The sequence below is a fragment of the Serratia sp. HRI genome (assembly GCF_010119335.3).
GTDB classification, from domain to species: domain Bacteria; phylum Pseudomonadota; class Gammaproteobacteria; order Enterobacterales; family Enterobacteriaceae; genus Serratia; species Serratia nevei.
In genome coordinates this window covers 1,248,661-1,266,504 of sequence record NZ_CP083690.1, presented here as the reverse complement: position 1 = coordinate 1,266,504, position 17,844 = coordinate 1,248,661, and the positions used below count along the sequence as shown (strand labels likewise).

Annotated in this window: 20 protein-coding genes; 11 read left to right on the top strand and 9 right to left on the bottom strand. The window is 62.7% G+C overall.

Translation table 11 applies throughout. From position 1 onward, the window contains the following. Positions 1-109: 109 nt before the first annotated feature. The 4 genes from GF111_RS06170 to modE form a co-directional block, all read right to left on the bottom strand. The gene (locus tag GF111_RS06170; protein WP_038870964.1) at positions 110-931 is read right to left on the bottom strand and encodes a CPBP family intramembrane glutamic endopeptidase; all 822 of its coding nucleotides are present in this window, start codon (positions 929-931) and stop codon (positions 110-112) included. 167 nt (positions 932-1,098) lie between these two features. Continuing rightward, entirely contained in the window at positions 1,099-1,671 is a 573-nt protein-coding gene (locus tag GF111_RS06165; RefSeq protein WP_038870961.1) for a cysteine hydrolase family protein, read from the bottom strand. Between the two features lie 95 nt (positions 1,672-1,766). Beyond that, positions 1,767-3,254, bottom strand: a complete 1,488-nt coding sequence (gene modF, locus GF111_RS06160) for a molybdate ABC transporter ATP-binding protein ModF (protein ID WP_060434284.1) — start codon at positions 3,252-3,254, stop codon at positions 1,767-1,769. Between the two features lie 90 nt (positions 3,255-3,344). After that, complete coding sequence (gene modE, locus GF111_RS06155; RefSeq protein WP_038870958.1) at positions 3,345-4,136, bottom strand: molybdenum-dependent transcriptional regulator; 792 nt, start codon at positions 4,134-4,136, stop codon at positions 3,345-3,347. Between the two features lie 193 nt (positions 4,137-4,329). Here modE and GF111_RS06150 point away from each other — a divergent pair, with 193 nt between their 5' ends. The 4 genes from GF111_RS06150 (at position 4,330) to modC (ending at position 7,165) form a co-directional block, all read left to right on the top strand. Continuing rightward, the gene (locus GF111_RS06150) at positions 4,330-4,479 is read left to right on the top strand and encodes an AcrZ family multidrug efflux pump-associated protein (RefSeq protein ID WP_004939813.1); all 150 of its coding nucleotides are present in this window, start codon (positions 4,330-4,332) and stop codon (positions 4,477-4,479) included. 158 nt (positions 4,480-4,637) lie between these two features. After that, positions 4,638-5,411 carry a molybdate ABC transporter substrate-binding protein gene (gene modA, locus GF111_RS06145; RefSeq protein WP_048232964.1) on the top strand — a complete coding sequence of 258 codons (774 nt, stop codon included), beginning with the start codon at positions 4,638-4,640 and terminating at the stop codon, positions 5,409-5,411. After that, positions 5,408-6,097 (top strand): molybdate ABC transporter permease subunit, encoded by a 690-nt coding sequence (modB, locus tag GF111_RS06140; protein WP_015377003.1) that lies wholly within the window; start codon positions 5,408-5,410, stop codon positions 6,095-6,097. The genes modA and modB overlap by 4 nt, the downstream gene beginning before the upstream one ends. Next, complete coding sequence (modC, locus tag GF111_RS06135) at positions 6,098-7,165, top strand: molybdenum ABC transporter ATP-binding protein ModC (RefSeq protein ID WP_047728437.1); 1,068 nt, start codon at positions 6,098-6,100, stop codon at positions 7,163-7,165. A 31-nt stretch (positions 7,166-7,196) separates the two neighbouring features. Here the strand turns inward: modC and GF111_RS06130 are convergent, their stop codons facing one another. Beyond that, complete coding sequence (locus GF111_RS06130) at positions 7,197-8,015, bottom strand: pyridoxal phosphatase (RefSeq protein WP_038870947.1); 819 nt, start codon at positions 8,013-8,015, stop codon at positions 7,197-7,199. Positions 8,016-8,193: 178 nt separating this feature from the next. Between GF111_RS06130 and pgl the strand changes: the two genes are divergently transcribed. Next, positions 8,194-9,189: a 6-phosphogluconolactonase gene (gene pgl, locus GF111_RS06125; protein ID WP_038870945.1), complete on the top strand. Its 996-nt coding sequence runs from the start codon at positions 8,194-8,196 to the stop codon at positions 9,187-9,189. A gap of 60 nt (positions 9,190-9,249) precedes the next feature. Here pgl and GF111_RS06120 read toward each other — a convergent pair whose 3' ends face one another. From GF111_RS06120 to dmeF, 3 genes are all read right to left on the bottom strand, one after another. Beyond that, positions 9,250-10,455: an ISL3 family transposase gene (locus tag GF111_RS06120; RefSeq protein WP_047728432.1), complete on the bottom strand. Its 1,206-nt coding sequence runs from the start codon at positions 10,453-10,455 to the stop codon at positions 9,250-9,252. Between the two features lie 119 nt (positions 10,456-10,574). Continuing rightward, on the bottom strand, positions 10,575-11,057 hold the full coding sequence (locus GF111_RS06115) for a kinase inhibitor (protein ID WP_047728429.1): 483 nt from the start codon (positions 11,055-11,057) through the stop codon (positions 10,575-10,577). Positions 11,058-11,089: 32 nt separating this feature from the next. After that, the gene (gene dmeF, locus GF111_RS06110) at positions 11,090-12,058 is read right to left on the bottom strand and encodes a CDF family Co(II)/Ni(II) efflux transporter DmeF (RefSeq protein ID WP_071890428.1); all 969 of its coding nucleotides are present in this window, start codon (positions 12,056-12,058) and stop codon (positions 11,090-11,092) included. A 78-nt stretch (positions 12,059-12,136) separates the two neighbouring features. Here dmeF and GF111_RS06105 point away from each other — a divergent pair, with 78 nt between their 5' ends. Both GF111_RS06105 and GF111_RS06100 read left to right on the top strand, forming a co-directional pair. Then, entirely contained in the window at positions 12,137-12,412 is a 276-nt protein-coding gene (locus GF111_RS06105; RefSeq protein WP_047728423.1) for a metal/formaldehyde-sensitive transcriptional repressor, read from the top strand. Positions 12,413-12,414: 2 nt separating this feature from the next. After that, entirely contained in the window at positions 12,415-12,816 is a 402-nt protein-coding gene (locus GF111_RS06100) for a YkvA family protein (RefSeq protein WP_038870940.1), read from the top strand. Positions 12,817-12,820: 4 nt separating this feature from the next. On the opposite strand, the gene bioA is transcribed toward GF111_RS06100, so the two are convergent. Then, entirely contained in the window at positions 12,821-14,095 is a 1,275-nt protein-coding gene (gene bioA, locus GF111_RS06095) for an adenosylmethionine--8-amino-7-oxononanoate transaminase (RefSeq protein WP_047728422.1), read from the bottom strand. A gap of 88 nt (positions 14,096-14,183) precedes the next feature. Here bioA and bioB point away from each other — a divergent pair, with 88 nt between their 5' ends. From bioB to bioD, 4 genes are read left to right on the top strand one after another with little or no spacing between them, the layout of a single operon-like run. Further along, a complete protein-coding gene (gene bioB / locus GF111_RS06090) occupies positions 14,184-15,221 on the top strand; it encodes a biotin synthase BioB (RefSeq protein ID WP_038870977.1) in 1,038 nt (345 codons plus the stop codon). After that, a complete protein-coding gene (gene bioF, locus GF111_RS06085) occupies positions 15,221-16,372 on the top strand; it encodes an 8-amino-7-oxononanoate synthase (RefSeq protein WP_048232974.1) in 1,152 nt (383 codons plus the stop codon). The genes bioB and bioF overlap by 1 nt, the downstream gene beginning before the upstream one ends. After that, a complete protein-coding gene (bioC, locus tag GF111_RS06080) occupies positions 16,356-17,123 on the top strand; it encodes a malonyl-ACP O-methyltransferase BioC (protein ID WP_055313601.1) in 768 nt (255 codons plus the stop codon). The genes bioF and bioC overlap by 17 nt, the downstream gene beginning before the upstream one ends. Continuing rightward, the gene (bioD, locus tag GF111_RS06075) at positions 17,116-17,796 is read left to right on the top strand and encodes a dethiobiotin synthase (protein ID WP_080490948.1); all 681 of its coding nucleotides are present in this window, start codon (positions 17,116-17,118) and stop codon (positions 17,794-17,796) included. Before bioC ends, bioD begins: the two co-directional genes overlap by 8 nt. Positions 17,797-17,844 lie beyond the last annotated feature (48 nt).

Below are 17,844 nucleotides of genomic sequence, written 5' to 3'. Positions count from 1 at the left end.
GCAGAGATGAGCCGGTGGCTACGTGTTTGAGGGGATTGCGGTGAGCTGCCGGTGATAGCGTTTTCACCTGGTCAACCGGCAGAGAGAGGCTCTCTGCCGGCGTCAGCCGTCAGGGGTGCTGATACAGCGGGTAGGTGAAGAACAGCAGATGGGTCAGGTTAAGCCCGAAATGGAACAGAATCGGCACCCACAGGCGGCCGCTCCACATCCATGCCAGGCCGTAGATCACGCCGGCCAGCGTCGCGAAGATCACCATCAGCATGCCGCCGGCCAAATGCGCGGCGCCGAACACCAGGGCGGCGACGATCAGCGCCGGCCAGGCCCCCAGCCATTGGCTGAGGCGCTGTTGCAGGTAGCCGCGAAACAGCGCTTCTTCGGCCATGCAGACGAAGAACAGGTTCGCCATCACGAACGGCAGGATCCAGGCGGGCGCATGCAGTTCGATTTTTAAACCGCCCAGCGCCACGGCCAGCAGCAACAGCGCCGGTACGCTGATGATCAATGCAATCCAGGAACCCGAGGCGACGCTTTTTTCCGCTTTATCGGTTCTGAACAGCGTAGGCAAGCAGGCGAACAGCAGGAAGGGCACCATCGCCTTGTCGAAGTTGTAATACATGGTGAACGGCGCGCTGAGCGGGCCGGCTTTGTCGCCGTCGATCATCAGCGGGTTGTGGATGCCCGGCACCAGATGCAAGAACAGCGCGATGCAGCCGGCGACCACCAACCCTTCGAACGCGATCGCCAGATTACGCTGCTCGCGAAAATGGTGACGCAGCCCCGCCAACGCGACGATCGCCAGCAGATAACTCAGGCTGAGTGGCGTCAGTACCCCATGATAAAGCCCCATGCCCGCCGAGGCGGCCAGGATCACCCAGGCTATCAGCCGGTTAAACGGCAAGAAAAATAACGAAGCAGCCAGTACGCCCCACATAATATGTCCCTTTAAAATATGTACACGGCGCTCAGCGCCTTTGCGGCGTGCGATGATGGCGAAATTGAGCGCTAAAGCGGATAGTAGCACACCCAAATGACGCTAAAGGTCGGGGCAGTGACGGATTTGTGCATGATGCCGGCCCATACGACCGGCGACAACGCGGGTCAGCCTTTCATCCAGGCCTGCGAGCGGGTGATTTCGGCCAGATTTTGCAGGGTGTCCAGACTCTGCTGATGGATCTCCTGCGTGGGGGCCGCGCACAGGTCGTGCAGCACGGTCACCTGAAAGCCGGCGTCGTGCGCCTGACGCGCGGTGCTCTCGATGGCGAGCGGCGTGCTGACGCCCGCCAGCAGCAGATGATGGCACCGATGCTGCCGTAGCCAGGCTAACAAATTGTTACCGGAGAAGGCGCTTACCGCCGTTTTTTCAAACAGCAGATCGGTCTGTTCCTGATGCAGTTCGGGCACCCAGCGGCAGCCCGGGCTGTTAAGCCGCAGCGCGCCTATCTGTTTTAAATGGTTGAACAGCGGCGAATGGGGGGGAATATCATGATAATCGTCGGCGAATCCCACCCGCACCCAAATCACCGGGATTTTTCGCACTCGGGCGTAGGCCGCGGCGGCATTGACGTTGGCGAGCAGGTGGGTCGCCACCACCTGTTCGCGGCAGTGATTGGCGCGCCCTTTGGGCCCGATCAGCTCCTCGATCAGGTCGATAATAATCAACGCAGCGGACATGGCGTCTCCAGAAAATGGCCTTCTTTCTTTCTATGATAAAAGGCCAAATGTGATGTGCTGCGGTGAAGTGTTGCCGGATATGTTTACGCCGCGCTTCAGGCGGAGGCCGCCTCCAGCCGTTGCTGTTGGTAGCCGTAGCCGCCCTCGCCGTCGGGCACGAAGCTGAGGCGGTGAGTGATGCACTGCGGCGCGTCTTCGGCATGGTGCGAGACGAACAGCAGCTGGGTGGCGCCCTGGGCGATCAGCACGTCGATGAAGCGACGCACCAGCTGGCGATTGAGCGGATCCAGCCCTTGCAGCGGCTCGTCGAGGATCAGCAGCGCCGGGTGTTTCACCAGCGCGCGGGCGATCAGCGCCAACCGCTGTTGGCCCCAGGAAAGGCTGTGGAACGGGGCATCGCCGCGCGCGCCGTCGAGCCCGAGCAGCGCCAGCCATTGTTCGGTCAGCTGCCGCTGACGATCCGACACCGCCTGATAAATGCCGATCGAATCGAAGAACCCCGACAGCACCACGTTGTGCACGCTGGTGTTGACGCGATAGTCCAGATGCAGGCTGCTGCTGACGTAGCCGATATGGCGCTTGATCTCCCAGATGGTTTCCCCGCTGCCGCGGCGGCGGCCGAACAGCGTCAGATCGTTGCTGTAGCCCTGCGGATGATCGCCGGTGATCAAACTGAGCAGCGTGGATTTGCCGGCGCCGTTCGGGCCGACGATCTGCCAATGTTCACCGGGGTTAACCTGCCAGTCGAGATGATTGAGGATCGGTCGATCGTTATAGCTGACCACGCCGTCGCGCAGGACGATCAGCGGCCGATCCGCCGGCAGCGTCACCTTTTGCGTCGGATCCTCGGTCTCCGGCAGCGCCAGCCCGCTGAGGTTTTCGCTGTGCGCCAGCTGCGCCACCAGCGCGTCCGCCATCACCTGGCGGCGCGGCCCGCGGCTGGTCAGGGTGCAGTCCGCCAGCACGCCCACCTGCCGCACAAAATCCGGTATTTCGTCGAACCGGTTGAGCACCAGCACCACGGTTTGACCCTGGGCGGAAAGCTCGCTCAGCAACGCGGCGAGCTGCGCGCGCGAGTGAACGTCCAGCCCGTCGAAGGGCTCGTCGAGGATCAGCAGGTCAGGCTCGGGCATCAGCGCCCGGCACAGCAGGGTTTTACGCGTTTCGCCGGTGGAGAGGTATTTGAAGCGGCGCGTCAGCAGGGCGGTGATGCCGAACTGCGCGGCCAGCCGCTCGCAGCGCGCGGCGTCTTTCACCTCTTCCTGAATGATTTCCGCCGCGGTGCGGCCGGTGTCCTCCTCGTCCGCGCTGAGCAGATCGGTGTTGTTGCGTTGCCACTCGTCGCTGACCATTTTTTGCAGCTGTTCGAAGGAGATGCGCACCGCGTGCTGAAAATCGCTGCGGCGTTCACCGCTCAGCAGAACCAGTTCGTCGGCCAGCGCGCGCGCCAGGGCGGATTTGCCGCTGCCGTTGGCGCCGACGAAGGCCCAGCTGTCGCCGGCCTGGATTTCCAGCGCGTCCAGCGTCAGGGTGCGGGTATCGCTTAAGCGGAATGAACCTTGCGAAATGTGCAACGACGACATCACCTGTTCCTTTTTTTGCAATTACTTGCCTTAGAAATAGGCGCATTGCAGGGGGATGTCAATCAACAAAAACGCAACGTCACGTTGCGCTTAACACAACGTGGCGACAATCACGCGATCGGCGTTGAACAGGGCGTGTACGGCGGCGCCGACGCTCAGCTGCAGACGCTGCAACTCCGCCGTCGTCAGGGTGGCGCACAGGGTTTCGCCGCCCGCCAGCGTCACCAGCACCTCGCTGTGTTCAGCGCCCGGCTGAATGCCGGCCACCACGCCCGCCAGCGCGTTATCTACGCCGGTATGCTCCGCCGTATCGACGCTTAACCGCACCCAGGGCGCCTTGATCAGCGCCAGCACCTCTTTACCCGGCGTCAGCTGCAGCCGGTCGGCGCTTTGTTGGGTGACGGCCGCCATCAGGCGAGTGGTGCCGTCGTTCAACAAAATCGCCAGGTGCTGCTGCACCTGCTGATGATCGCGTTCGATGACGGTGCCGAAGAACTGATTGCGCGCGCTGGTTTGCAGCGAGAAGCGCGAGATGGCCGCCAGCAGGCTGTCGAGCGGCAGATCGTCCTGCTGCAACACGTCGAAAGCTTTTTGCTGCACCTGGCCCAGCAGGTCATACAGCTGGATCAACCGCTGGCCATAGTGGGTCAGCTGCGCGCCGCCGCCGCCTTTACCGCCGGTGGCGCGTTCCACCACCGTTTGTTCCGCCAGCTGGTTCATTTCATTGATGGCGTCCCAGGCGCTTTTATAGCTGATGCCCGCCAGTTTGGCGCCCTGGCTGATCGAGCCGGTGTGCTGCACCTGTTTCAGCAGCGCGATGCGGCGCGGATCGGCGAACAGCTTTTGCTGGAGTTTGAGAGTCAGAAGAATTTCGGCCTGCATAGCGCATCCTGTCGGCGGCAAAAATCTTATTGTCGCCGATTTGGCGGCAAAGCGCCAAAGGGCACGTTTAGCCGATCACAATTTCGCCCCGCTGGCTAAAATAACTCCGGTTTTACCGATTTTTTTGGGTTAGAATAACCCGATATGCGGTGAAAGGCATTTGCCGCTCAATGGGCAGTTAAGCGAGGCTATCATGTTGGAATTATTGAAAAGTCTGTTGTTTGCCGTGGTCATGGTGCCGGTGGTCATGGCGCTGATCCTCGGCCTGATCTACGGTTTTGGCGAAGTGTTCAACGTCTTCTCCAAAGTGGGCCGTTCGAAAGAAAACCGCACCCAGCACTGACCGTTCCCCATCCCGATACCCGCCGGCGTCGCCCGGCGGGCATTCCTCAAGTTATCTCACGCTTTGCCGATAAACCGCATGACAAGCTTTCGCGCAACGTTATATTATTTTTTATATAACGAAGAGTGATAATGCACGTTAACTTGCGGAGAAAAACAATGAAACAGCAATGGACCAAATGGGTTGGCGGGATCGTGTTGGCATCGGGCCTGGTGGCACAGGCTTCGGCGGCGGAAAAGATCACCGTGTTCGCCGCCGCGTCGCTGACCAACGCGCTGCAGGACATCGCCACCCAGTATCAAAAAGGCAAGGATGTGCAGGTGGTTTCCTCCTTTGCGTCCTCTTCGACGCTGGCGCGCCAAATTGAGCAGGGCGCCCCAGCCGATCTGTTCATCTCCGCCGATCAACAGTGGATGGATTACGCCATCGACAAGCAGCAGATGGTGAAAGACACCCGCTATACGCTGCTGGGTAACGAACTGGTGCTGATCGCCGCCAAGAGCGATAAGCAAGATAAGATCGCCATCGACAAGCAGACCGACTGGACCAAGCTGCTCAACGGCGGCCGTCTGGCGGTGGGCGATCCGGATCACGTGCCGGCCGGCATCTACGCCAAAGAGGCGCTGGAACACCTGGGCGTCTGGAGCGCGCTGGAGCCGAAACTGGCGCGCGCCAACAACGTGCGCAGCGCGATGGCGCTGGTGGAGCGCGGTGAAGCACCGCTCGGCATCGTCTACGGCTCCGACGCGGTCGCCAGCGACAAGGTGAAAGTGGTGGGCGTATTCCCGGAAGACAGCCACAAACCGGTTGAATATCCGATGGCGATTGTGAAAGATCGTCAAAATCCGACGGTCAGCGCTTTCTATACCTATCTGAAGGGCCCGGAAGCGGCCGCTATTTTTGAACATTATGGATTCACCCCGCGTAAATGATTCTGAGTGAGTACGAGTGGCAGGCGGTTGAGCTGAGCCTGAAAGTCTCCGGTTTGGCGGTGGTCTGCAGCCTGCCGTTCGGCATTCTGATGGCCTGGGTGCTGGTGCGTTGCCGCTTTCCCGGCAAGGCGCTGCTGGACGGCGTCATTCACCTGCCCCTGGTGCTGCCGCCGGTGGTGGTCGGCTATTTGCTGCTGATCGCCATGGGGCGGCGCGGCGTCATCGGCGAGTGGCTGTACGACTGGTTCGGCTTCAGCTTCAGCTTTAGCTGGCGCGGCGCCGCGCTGGCATCGGCGGTGGTGGCGTTTCCGCTGATGGTGCGCGCCATCCGGCTGGCGCTGGAGGCGGTGGATACCCGGCTGGAGCAGGCGGCGCGCACGTTGGGCGCCAACCCGTGGCGGGTGTTTTTCACCATCACGCTGCCGCTGTCGCTGCCCGGCGTCATTGTCGGCGTGGTGCTGGCCTTCGCCCGCTCGCTGGGGGAGTTCGGCGCCACCATCACCTTCGTCTCCAACATTCCCGGTGAAACCCGCACCATTCCGCTGGCGATGTATACGCTGATCGAAACGCCGGGGGCGGAAGCCGCCGCCGCGCGGCTGTGCGTGATCGCCATCGTGCTGTCGCTGGCTTCGCTGATGGTGTCCGAATGGCTGGCCCGCTGGGGCCGCAAACGGATGGGGGTGTAAATGCTGGAGCTGGATTTCTCGCAGCAGCTGGGCGACCTTAATCTCAACGTCCGCGCCGATTTGCCGGCGCAGGGCATCACCGCGATTTTCGGCCTGTCCGGCGCGGGCAAAACTTCCCTGATCAACGCCATCGGCGGCCTGACCCGTTTGCAGCAGGGGCGCATCGCGCTCAATGGCCGCACGCTGGTGGATACCGCCGCGGGCCTTTGCCTGCCGCCGGAAAAGCGCCGTATCGGCTACGTGTTTCAGGATGCACGGCTGTTCCCGCACTATCGGGTGCGCGGCAACCTGCAGTACGGCATGGCGGCCGGCATGCGTGCGCAGTTCAACACCATCGTCGAGCTGCTGGGCATCGGGCCGTTGCTCAATCGGCTGCCGCTGACGCTCTCCGGCGGTGAAAAACAGCGGGTGGCGATCGGCCGCGCGCTGCTGACCGCGCCGGAACTGCTGCTGATGGACGAGCCGCTGGCCTCGCTCGATCTGCCGCGCAAACGCGAGCTGCTGCCGTATCTGGAGCGGTTGGCGCAGGACGTCAACATCCCCATCCTCTACGTCAGCCACAGCCTGGACGAGATCCTGCGCCTGGCCGAGCGGGTGATGGTGCTGGATCGCGGCGAGGTGCGCGCGTTCGGCGGGCTGGAAGCCGTCTGGGCCAGCAGCGCGCTGCGGCCGTGGCTACAGCGTGAAGATCAGAGCAGCGTGCTGCGCGTCAGCGTGATTGAGCATCATCAACGCTATGCCATGACCGCGCTGGCGCTCGGCGATCAAAGGCTGTGGGTCAGCGGCATCGACGCCGAACTGGGCACCCAGCTGCGCATTCGCATCAACGCCGCCGACGTCTCACTGGTGCTGCAGCCACCGGTCAACAGCAGCATTCGCAACGTGTTGCCGGCCAAGGTAAGCGAGTGTCTGGACGTGGACGGGCAGGTGGAAGTGAAGCTGGCGGTCGGGGAACACGTGCTGTGGGCGCGGATCACGCCTTGGGCGCGCGATGAACTGGCGATCCGCCCCGGGCAGTGGCTGTACGCGCAGGTGAAGAGCGTGTCGATCAGCCGCGAGAGCCGCTAAGACAGGCCCTCCCGACGGGAGGGCGAAAAAACTAGAGTACGAGGGTGCGGATCACCTCGGCGATGCCCGGCTGCAGGTTATCGGCGATCACCAGATCGGCGCGTTCCTTGATCGCGTCATCGGCGTTGCCCATCGCCACGCCCAACCCAACCGCTTCCAGCATGCTGATGTCGTTGTAGTTGTCGCCGAACGCCACCACCTGATCCATGCTCAGCCCCTGCGACTCCACCCATTGGCGCAGGCGCTTGCCTTTGCTGTTGCCGCCTTTGGCGATATCCACCTGATCGTGCCAGGACCATTCGCACGCCAGCCCCAGCTCTTTCTCCACCGTGTCGGCAAACTCGCGCAGCGCCAGGGTATCGGCGTGCGAGGTGGCGAATTTCCAGATCGCCTGCGCGTCGTCGGCCGCCTGCGCCAGGCTGCCGACCTGCAGCAGCGTTGGGCGCTGCGCTACCGGCAGGGTTTCGGCCCAGGCCAGCGAGCGGGTCACGTGGCCGCTCGGCTCCTGATAGAGCATGGCGTCGTCGACGTACATCAGCCCGTGAATGTCGGTCTGTTTGAGCATCTGCAACACCTGCTTGGCCTGATCTTTCGCCAGCGGATCGGCGGCCAGCACCTTCTTCTGCTGAAAATCATACAGATAGGTGCCGTTGCAGCAGATGGCCGGGGTATCTATCTGCAGCGCCTGGTAGAACGGATGGATGGCGACATGATGGCGGCCGGTGACCACCACCACCTGGATGCCGGCGGCGCGCGCCTGCGCCAGCGCTTCCAGCGATTGCGGTAAGATGCGTTTTTGGTTGTCCAGCAGGGTGCCGTCAAGATCGAGGGCGATGACGCGGTAGCTCATAGGGTTCTCGTTATCGTTAGTCATGAAATTAATCCGATGGTACACCGGATAGCCAACGGAGAAAACCGCGTGAGCTTCCGGTGCTAAGCGGGGTTGCCATGCGACGGATGTGCGGTAAGCTAGGGGCAATCGAACGGCCTGAAACCGGTTCCTCTTTTACCCTTTGCAAGGAGAACACATGAAGCAAATCGTTTATGTCGCCAGCCCGGAGAGCCAGCAGATCCACGTTTGGCAGTTGGACGATGCCGGCGCGCTGGCGCTGCTGCAAACCGTTGACGTGCCGGGCCAGGTGCAGCCGATGACCCTTCATCCGGACAAGACCCACCTGTACGTCGGCGTACGCCCGGCGTTCGGCATCGTCAGCTACCGCATCGAGGCGGACGGCACGCTGCAGCAGGCCGGCATGGCGCCGCTGCCGGGCAGCCCGACCCATATCTCCACCGATTTGCAGGGGCGTTACCTGTTCTCCGCCTCCTACAGCGGCAACTGCGCCAGCATCAGCCCGATCGGCCACGACGGCGTGGTGACGGCGCCTATTCAGCAGATCGACGGCCTGACCGCGCCGCACTCGGCGAACATCGATCCGACCAACCAGCTGGTGCTGGTGCCTTGCCTGAAAGAAGACCGCATCCGCCTGTTCAACCTGAGCCTGGCGGGCCAGCTGACGCCGCACGCGCAGGAAGCGGTGGCGACCGCCGCCGGCGCCGGGCCGCGTCATATGGCGTTCCACCACAACGACAAGTTCGCCTACTGCGTCAATGAGCTGGACGGTACGGTGGACGTGCTGGCCATCTCGGAAAACGGCGGCCACTACACCGTGACGCAGACGCTGGACATCATGCCGGCCGACTTCGACGGCACCCGCTGGGCGGCGGACATCCACATCACGCCGAACGGCCGCTTCCTGTACACCAGCGATCGCACCGCCAGCATTCTGACCATCTTCAGCGTTTCCGAAGACGGCGGCACGCTGAGCGTGGTCGGCTATCATCCGACCGAAGCGCAGCCGCGCGGTTTTAACATCGATCACAGCGGCCGCTTCGTGATTTCGTCCGGCCAGAAATCCGGTCACATCGCGGTGCATGAGATTGATCAGCGCAGCGGTGAGCTGACCACGCTGGCGCGTTATCCGGTGGGCAAAGGCCCGATGTGGGTGAGCGTGCTGGCGAAGTAATTCGGCGGTCAGACGAGTATGGAAAAAGCGCGGTTCGGTTGAATCGCGCTTTTTTATGGTTCATCGCGCTTTACCGGGGAACGCTGCTTTGATTTTCAGGAAGAAGTAAGCGTTATCCCGGTATCCATAGGCCATCCGCTTCATCACTTTTATCTTATTGTTCATCCCTTCCAGCACGCTGGTATTCAACCTGTGTCTGGCACTCGCGATGATGCCACCGGCATACCCTTTCAGTTTCTCGGCGAAGTGTTGCAACGCCTTGATTCCGCTTTCCTGAGACTGCCTGTACCAGCTTACCCAGCGTCTCTGCGCCTCTTGTTCACTCGGGGCGTACCACAGTTCTTTCAGCGCTGTTTTCATCAGCCAGACCACATTCAACGGCTGATTCGCCTCCAGCAACGCCGTGAGCTTTACCTCATGCCCTTCGGGCAGGTTTTCTGGGTTGCGCAGCAGCAGCCAGCGGCTGCGTTTGATGACCTGACGCGATTTTGGGTTATCACGGAGTTGATTGGCCTGGTCGACGCGGACCCGGTCGATAACCTCCCGGCCATACTTTGCCACCACATGGAACAAGTCATAGACCACTTCCGCCTGCGGGCAGTGATGCCTGACCTCCAGGTCTAACGCCGTATTCATATCCATGGCGACAGACTGGATAGCGGCACAGCCTTCAGCGCCCAGCCAGACGAAGAAGGGGCGGAAGGCCGCTCTGCTGCGGCCTTCGCCCACCCACAACACCTGTTGCGTATCCGCATCCATCACCACGGTGGCATAACGATGTCCTTTGAACAGGGCGAACTCATCCATCACCAGACGGCGGAGGGTATGGCGCTGCGGCTCTGTCCGTTCCCGCAGCAGACGCCGGTAGTCGATATTCTTGACCGTATGCCAGTGCAGGCCGGTGAGTTGTGCAACGTGCTTAATCGGCAGTAAACGGGTCAATGACTCAACCCATACGGATAGCGTCGTGGTATATCTCTGGCGTTCAGGCAACCAGCTGATTTTTTCGGTGGTGACCCCGCAATGGGGGCAACACAGGCGCCGGACGGGGACGTTGAGCCAGACGACCCAATCAAGCAGCTGGCGTTCACGCACTCGGCGGAAGGAAACATCATGCACAACAGGCACCCGCCGCTCACAACGACGACAACAGGGCATGACGGCAGCGTCAGGCTGGAGCTGGATAAGCAGGGAGTTGGCAGAAGGATGCGAGAAGGAATTGACGATAAAGCCTTCCCAGAACAGGGAGCAAAGGTTAGCATTCATAGTGACGGCAGTTTTGAAGGTTTAGGGTGTGTTTTGGCGAATACAAACCTAAACGTTCTGACTGCCGTTTTCTATTGGTTCACGCTAAAGCGCGATGAACCTTTTTTATTGGCGGGGGATCAGTTGAACGTTACCGTCAGCGTGGCGCTGCCGAGGCTGTGGAAATGGACGTTGAAGCCCACCAGCGCGCCGCTGGATCCCTCATCCACCTCGATCTGTTCCACGTCCAGCGCATGCACGGTGAACTGGTAGCGGTGGCTCTCGCCCTCTGGCGGCGCCGCGCCGCCGTAGCCGGCCGAGCCGAAGTCGGTGCGGGTCTGCAGTGCGCCGGCGGGCAGCGGGGCTTTGCCGGAGCCCGCGCCCTGCGGCAGCTCGCGCACGTCGGCGGGAATGTTGGCCACGATCCAGTGCCACCAGCCGGAGCCGGTTGGGGCATCGGGATCGTAAACGGCGATTACGAAGCTCTTGGTGCCGGCCGGCACGCCGTCCCAGGCGAGGTGCGGCGACAGGTTATCGCCGTGGTAGCCCATGCCGTTGAAGACCTGCGCCTGCGGCAGCTTGCCGCCATCCTGCAGGTCGTTGCTGTACAAACGAAAAGCCATAGTGACTCCCAGTTGCGATAAAAGCAGAGCCCTTAAGCTAGATCTTTTTGGTGGAACAATACAACCCCTTGCGCCAGCGGCGGGCGGTTGATCTCGACGGTGACATGCACCAGTTCGGGATGAGCGGCCAACAGTTGGCGCACCCGATCGGCGGTGAGGGCGCGATCGGTGCTGCTCAAGGCGATGACGCAATGATACTTTCCTTTGCCGATGCGGCCTAAATGCAAATCGGTCAGCGTGAGCGAGTGGCCGGCAGTGGCCAGAGTTTGACGAATCTCTTGTGCAACGGGAGCGTCCATTTCGGCATCCAGCAAAATCTTTCCGCTATCGCGCATCAGGCTATAGGCCCAGGCGGCCACCATCATCGCGCCGACGATGCCCATCAGGGGATCGAGCCAAACGGCGCCCCAAAGCTTACCGCCGAACAGTGCGACGATAGCCAGCACCGAAGTGGCGGCGTCGGCGAGGACATGGACATAGGCGGAACGCAGGTTGAGGTCATGATGATGGTCATCGTGGTCATCCCCGTGATGATGGTGGTGGCCGCCGCCGCGCAACAGCCAGGCGCAAAGCAGATTGACGGCCAGCCCAATCGTACCGATGGCGATGGCTTCGTTGTAATGAATCGGGCTGGGATTCATCAGCCTCTGTGCAGACTGGAACAGCATCAGCGCTGCCACCAGCACCAACAACACCGCGCTGGTGTAACCGGCCAGCACTTCTATCTTCCAGGTGCCGAGGCTGAAGCGGCTGTCTTTGGCCAGCCGTCGTGCGGCGCCGTAAGCCAGCACCGACAAGCCCAGAGCCAGCGCGTGCGAGCTCATATGCCAGCCGTCGGCCAGCAATGCCATCGAGTTAAACAGCCAGCCACCGGCTATCTCGATGGCCATCATACCGGCGGTGAGTATTACCGCCCATCTGGTGTTTCTTTCAGCCAATGGGTTACCATCGTCAAAAACGTGGCTGTGCTCGCGGTGCAAAGCGGGCGCGTGAGAAGTCATGGTGAAGTTCCTCAGCAAAAGGTAGTGTGCTGAAATATACTATACCCCAGTATAGTAAATGACAATCAGGCGGAAATGATGAGCCATACTCTCAGAGATCAAAAGAAGCTGTTGGCGCGGGTGCGTCGCATTAAAGGGCAGGCCGAAGCGCTGGAGCGCGCGCTGGAAAGCGGCGGTGAGTGTTCTGCTATTCTGCAGCAGATCGCGGCGGTGCGCGGCGCGGTCAACGGTTTAATGGCGCAGGTGCTGGAAGGGCATGTGCGCGAACATCTGGCTGCCGCGGACGCTACGCCGCAGCAGCGTGAGCAGGACATCGAGCAATTGATGACCGTTTTACGTTCTTATATGAAGTAATCATGATCTCACTGAAAAAACGCACGCCGTGGTTCGGCTGGCTGCGCCGTTGGGCCAAAAGCATCAAGCGCGATATTTACGCGCTGTGGCTGGCCGCCCGTGATAAGCGCACCCCGTGGTACGCCAAACTGATCGCGCTGCTGGTGGCCGGCTATGCGATCTCGCCGATCGATCTGATCCCGGACTTCATTCCGGTGCTGGGCTATCTGGATGACGTAATCATCGTGCCGTTGGGCATCATGCTGGCGGTGCGCCTGATCCCCAAGCCGCTGATGGCCGAGCTGCGCGAGAAGGCGCAAAAGCGCGTCGATAACCCCACCGGCCGCATGGCGGCGGCGATGATCATTTTACTTTGGCTGCTGTGTCTGGGATTGCTGGCCCGCTATCTGGACCAGCATTGGTAAGGCATTAACGCGCGGCGGCGGCGACGGCGGCGGTCAGGCGGCTGAGCTGTTCCGCTTCGATGATGTAAGGCGGCATCAGGTAAATCAGCTTGCCGAACGGCCGGATCCACACCCCGCGTTCGACGAATCCGCGCTGCAGCTCGGCGACGTCCACCGGTTCACGCATCTCCACCACCCCAATCGCGCCCAGCACCCGCACGTCCGCCACCTTCGGCAGCGCCGCGAGCGGCAGCAGTTCCTGTTGCAGCTGGGCTTCGATGGCGTTCACCTGCGCCTGCCAGCGATTTTCCGCCAGCAGCGCCAGGCTGGCGTCCGCCACCGCGCAGGCCAGCGGGTTGCCCATAAAGGTTGGGCCGTGCATAAAGCAGCCGGCCGCGCCGTTGCTGATGGTCTCCGCCACATGGCGGGTGGTCAGGGTGGCGGACAGCGTCATGTAGCCGCCGGTCAGCGCCTTGCCCAGGCAGAGAATGTCCGGCACCACCTGTGCGTGCTCGCAGGCGAACAGCTTGCCGGTGCGGCCGAAGCCGGTGGCTATCTCGTCGGCGATCAGCAGCACCTGATGGCGATCGCACAGCTCGCGCACCCGCTTGAGGTAGGTCGGGTGGTAGATACGCATGCCGCCGGCGCCTTGCACCACCGGTTCCAGGATCACCGCCGCCACTTCACCGGCGTGCTGCTCCAGCAGCGCGGCGAACGGCGCGATGTCCTCTTCGCGCCATTCCTCGTCGAAGCGGCACTGCGGCGCGGTGGCGAACAGGTGCGGCGCCAGGTAGCCCTGATAGAGGCTGTGCATCGAGTTGTCCGGATCGCAGACCGACATCGCGCCGAAGGTATCGCCGTGATAGCCGTGGCGCAGCGTCAGGATGCGCTGCCGGCGCTCACCGCGCGCCTGCCAATACTGCAGCGCCATCTTCAGCGACACTTCCACCGCCACCGAACCGGAATCCGCCAGGAACACGCACTGCAGCGCTTCCGGCGTCATCGCCACTAACCGGCGGCACAGCGAGATGGCGGCCGGATGGGTAATACCGCCGAACATCACGTGCGACATCTTCTCCAGCTGCCGGCTGGCGGCCTGATTCAGGCGCGGGTGGTTGTAACCGTGGATCGCCGCCCACCAGGAGGACATACCGTCCACCAGACGCCGGCCGTCCGCCAGCTGCAGCTCGACGCCGCTGGCCGACTCGATCGGGTAACAGGGTAACGGGTGGCTCATGGAGGTGTAGGGGTGCCAGATATGACGTTGGTCAAACGCCAGGTCGGAAGCGGTGACAGACATGCTTGTAAACCAAATTGAATCAAGATTGGTTGACAGTATATCCACAATATTTAAACTGGCGACACTTTTTCGTTTTGGAGACGCCATGATGGCCGATCGCATTCACTGGACAGTAGGGCAAGCCCAGGCCCTGTTTGATAAACCTCTGCTTGAACTGCTGTTCGAAGCGCAAACCGTACACCGCCAGCACTTTGACCCGCGTCAGGTGCAGGTCAGCACGCTGCTGTCGATCAAGACCGGCGCTTGCCCGGAAGACTGCAAATACTGCCCGCAAAGCTCGCGCTACAAGACCGGTCTGGAGTCGGAGCGGTTGATGCAGGTCGAGCAGGTGCTGGAATCGGCGCGCAAGGCCAAGGCGAACGGCTCGACCCGTTTTTGCATGGGCGCGGCGTGGAAGAACCCGCACGAGCGCGATATGCCTTATCTGCAGCAGATGGTGCAGGGCGTGAAAGCGATGGGCATGGAAACCTGCATGACGCTGGGCACGCTTGACGGCACTCAGGCCGAGCGGCTGGCGGAAGCCGGGCTGGATTATTACAACCATAACCTCGATACCTCGCCGGAGTTTTACGGCAGCATCATCACCACCCGCAGCTACCAGGAACGCCTGGATACGCTCGACAAAGTGCGCGACGCCGGCATCAAAGTATGCTCCGGCGGCATCGTCGGGCTGGGTGAAACGGTGCGCGACCGCGCCGGGCTGCTGGTGCAGCTGGCCAACCTGCCGAAGCCGCCGGAGAGCGTGCCGATCAACATGTTGGTGAAGGTAAAAGGCACGCCGCTGGCGGATAACGACGACGTCGATCCGTTTGACTTTATCCGCACCATCGCGGTGGCGCGCATCATGATGCCGTCTTCTTATGTTCGCCTCTCCGCCGGCCGTGAACAGATGAACGAACAAACGCAGGCGATGTGCTTCATGGCCGGCGCCAACTCGATCTTCTACGGCTGCAAACTGCTGACCACGCCGAACCCGGAAGAAGACAAAGACCTGCAGCTGTTCCGCAAGCTGGGGCTGAACCCGCAGCAGACCGCCACCGAACACGGCGACAACCAGCAACAGCAGGCGCTGGCTAAGCAGCTGCTGAACGCCGATACCGCCGAGTTTTACAACGCGGCGCCGTGATGAGCTGGCCACAACGCATCGAGCAGGCGCTGGCAGAGCGGCGCCTGAACGCCGCCTACCGTCGGCGACAGACCACCGAGGGCGGCAACGGCCGCCAGATCCGGCTTGGCGATCGTCTCTACCTGAACTTCTCCGGCAACGACTACCTGGGGCTGAGCCAGGATGCGCGGGTGATCGCCGCCTGGCAGCAGGGCGCGCAGCGTTACGGCGTCGGCAGCGGCGGTTCGGGCCACGTCACCGGCTTTTGCGCAGCGCATCAGGCGCTGGAGGAGCAACTGGCGGAGTGGCTCGGCTATCCGCGCGCGCTGCTGTTCATCTCCGGTTACGCCGCCAACCAGGCGGTGCTGGCGGCGTTGATGCAGAAAGGCGATCGCATTTTAGCCGATCGCCTCAGCCACGCCTCGCTGCTGGAGGCGGCGGCGCAGTCGCCGGCCGAGCTGCGCCGCTTCCAGCACAATCAGCCGCAGGCGCTGGCGGATCTGCTGGCCAAACCCTGTGAAGGGCAGCGGCTGGCGGTGACCGAAGGGGTGTTCAGCATGGACGGCGACGGCGCACCGTTGGTGGAACTGCATCGCTTAACCCGCGCGGCGGGCGCCTGGCTGATGGTGGACGATGCCCACGGCGTCGGCGTGCGCGGCGAGCAAGGCCGCGGCAGCTGCTGGCAGCAGGGCGTGCGCCCTGAACTGCTGGTGGCGACCTTCGGCAAGGCGTTCGGCGTCAGCGGCGCGGCGGTGCTGTGCGATGAGGCGACCGCCGAGTATCTGCTGCAGTTCGCCCGCCATCTGATCTACAGCACCGCGATGCCGCCGGCGCAGGCCTGTGCGCTGCAGGCGGCGCTGGCCTGCATTCGAGAGGGGGATGAACTGCGCGCCCGGCTGCAGGACAACATCTGCCGTTTCCGCCAGGGCGCGGCGCCGCTGGCGCTAACCCTGACGGATTCCGACACCGCCATCCAGCCGCTGCTGGTGGGGGACAATCAACGCGCGCTCGATCTGGCGACCCGCCTGCGCGAGCGCGGGCTGTGGGTGAGCGCCATCCGCCCACCGACGGTGCCGCCGGGCGGCGCGCGGCTGCGCATCACCCTGACGGCGGCGCATCAGCCGCAGGACATCGATCGCCTGCTGGAGGTATTGCATGACGTCAGCCAATGACGCGGTGAACAAACAGGCGGTCGCTTCGGCCTTCAGCCGCGCCGCCGGCAGCTACGACGCCGCCGCCGCGCTGCAGCGAGACGTTGGCGAGCGCTTACTGGGGATGGGGAGTGCCCATCCGGGTGAACGGCTGCTGGATGCCGGCTGCGGCACCGGCTATTTCAGCCGCCTGTGGCGCGAGCGCGGCAAGCAGGTGACCGCGCTCGATCTGGCGCCGGGCATGCTGGACGTCGCCCGCCAACGGCAGGCGGCGCACCATTATCTGCTGGGTGATATCGAACAGGTGCCGCTGCCCGATGCGGCGATGGACATCTGTTTCAGCAGCCTGGTGGTGCAGTGGTGCAGCGATCTGCCCGCCGCGCTGGCGGAGCTGTATCGCGTGACCCGCCCCGGCGGCGCGATCCTGTTTTCCACGCTGTCGGCGGGATCGCTGCAGGAACTGGGGGACGCCTGGCAACAGGTAGACGGCGAGCGCCACGTGAACGCTTTCCTGCCGCTGGCGCAGATCCGCGCCGCCTGTGCTGACTATCGGCACGAGCTGGTCACGGAGCTGCGCACCCTGAACTACCCGGACGTGATGACGCTGATGCGTTCGCTCAAGGGCATCGGGGCCACGCACCTGCATCAGGGGCGCGAGGGCGGCCTGATGTCGCGTGGCCGTCTCGCCGCGCTGCAGGCGGCTTACCCGTGCCGGCAGGGGCAATTCCCGCTCAGCTATCATCTGGTTTATGGAGTGATTTATCGTGATTAAACGTTGGTTCGTGACCGGCACCGATACCGAAGTCGGAAAAACCGTCGCCAGCAGCGCCTTGCTGCAGGCCGCCAACCGGGCGGGCTACCGCAGCGCCGGTTATAAGCCGGTAGCTTCCGGCAGCGAGATGACCACCGAGGGGCTGCGCAACGGCGACGCGCTGGCGCTGCAGGCCAACAGCGGCGTGGCGCTCCGCTACGACGAAGTGAACCCTTACGTTTTTGCCGAACCGACCTCGCCGCATATCGTCAGCGCCGATGAAGGCCGGCCGATCGAGGCGGCGCGGCTGTCCGACGGCCTGCGCCGGTTGGAGCAGCGCGCCGACTGGGTGCTGGTCGAGGGCGCGGGCGGGTGGTTTACCCCGCTGTCGGCGCAGTACACCTTCGCCGACTGGGTGCAGCAGGAGCAGCTGCCGGTGATCCTGGTGGTGGGCATTAAACTGGGCTGTATCAACCACGCGGTGCTGACGGCGCAGGCGGTACAACAGGCGGGGCTGATGCTGGCCGGTTGGATTGCCAACGACGTGACGCCGCCGGGACGGCGGCATCAGGAATACCTGGCCACGCTGCGCCGTATGCTGCCGGCGCCGCTGCTGGGCGAAATCCCGCATCTGCCGCAGGCCGAGCGGGCGCCGCTGGGGCAGTATCTGGATATCAGCCTGCTGGCGCAGTGAGGGGTTTTGGCTGATTGGTAACAACGCCGGGTCTTATGATCCGGCGTT

Coding starts and splice junctions, on each gene's coding strand:
- GF111_RS06150 (WP_004939813.1), top strand. CDS start 4,330: ATGTTGGAATTATTGAAAAGTCTGTTGTTTGCCGTGGTCATGGTGCCG.
- modC (WP_047728437.1), top strand. CDS start 6,098: ATGCTGGAGCTGGATTTCTCGCAGCAGCTGGGCGACCTTAATCTCAAC.
- modA (WP_048232964.1), top strand. CDS start 4,638: ATGAAACAGCAATGGACCAAATGGGTTGGCGGGATCGTGTTGGCATCG.
- bioC (WP_055313601.1), top strand. CDS start 16,356: ATGACGTCAGCCAATGACGCGGTGAACAAACAGGCGGTCGCTTCGGCC.
- GF111_RS06120 (WP_047728432.1), bottom strand. CDS start 10,455: ATGAATGCTAACCTTTGCTCCCTGTTCTGGGAAGGCTTTATCGTCAAT.
- modB (WP_015377003.1), top strand. CDS start 5,408: ATGATTCTGAGTGAGTACGAGTGGCAGGCGGTTGAGCTGAGCCTGAAA.
- dmeF (WP_071890428.1), bottom strand. CDS start 12,058: ATGACTTCTCACGCGCCCGCTTTGCACCGCGAGCACAGCCACGTTTTT.
- bioA (WP_047728422.1), bottom strand. CDS start 14,095: ATGTCTGTCACCGCTTCCGACCTGGCGTTTGACCAACGTCATATCTGG.
- pgl (WP_038870945.1), top strand. CDS start 8,194: ATGAAGCAAATCGTTTATGTCGCCAGCCCGGAGAGCCAGCAGATCCAC.
- modF (WP_060434284.1), bottom strand. CDS start 3,254: ATGTCGTCGTTGCACATTTCGCAAGGTTCATTCCGCTTAAGCGATACC.
- GF111_RS06115 (WP_047728429.1), bottom strand. CDS start 11,057: ATGGCTTTTCGTTTGTACAGCAACGACCTGCAGGATGGCGGCAAGCTG.
- GF111_RS06165 (WP_038870961.1), bottom strand. CDS start 1,671: ATGTCCGCTGCGTTGATTATTATCGACCTGATCGAGGAGCTGATCGGG.
- modE (WP_038870958.1), bottom strand. CDS start 4,136: ATGCAGGCCGAAATTCTTCTGACTCTCAAACTCCAGCAAAAGCTGTTC.
- GF111_RS06170 (WP_038870964.1), bottom strand. CDS start 931: ATGTGGGGCGTACTGGCTGCTTCGTTATTTTTCTTGCCGTTTAACCGG.
- GF111_RS06130 (WP_038870947.1), bottom strand. CDS start 8,015: ATGAGCTACCGCGTCATCGCCCTCGATCTTGACGGCACCCTGCTGGAC.
- bioF (WP_048232974.1), top strand. CDS start 15,221: ATGAGCTGGCCACAACGCATCGAGCAGGCGCTGGCAGAGCGGCGCCTG.
- GF111_RS06105 (WP_047728423.1), top strand. CDS start 12,137: ATGAGCCATACTCTCAGAGATCAAAAGAAGCTGTTGGCGCGGGTGCGT.
- GF111_RS06100 (WP_038870940.1), top strand. CDS start 12,415: ATGATCTCACTGAAAAAACGCACGCCGTGGTTCGGCTGGCTGCGCCGT.
- bioB (WP_038870977.1), top strand. CDS start 14,184: ATGGCCGATCGCATTCACTGGACAGTAGGGCAAGCCCAGGCCCTGTTT.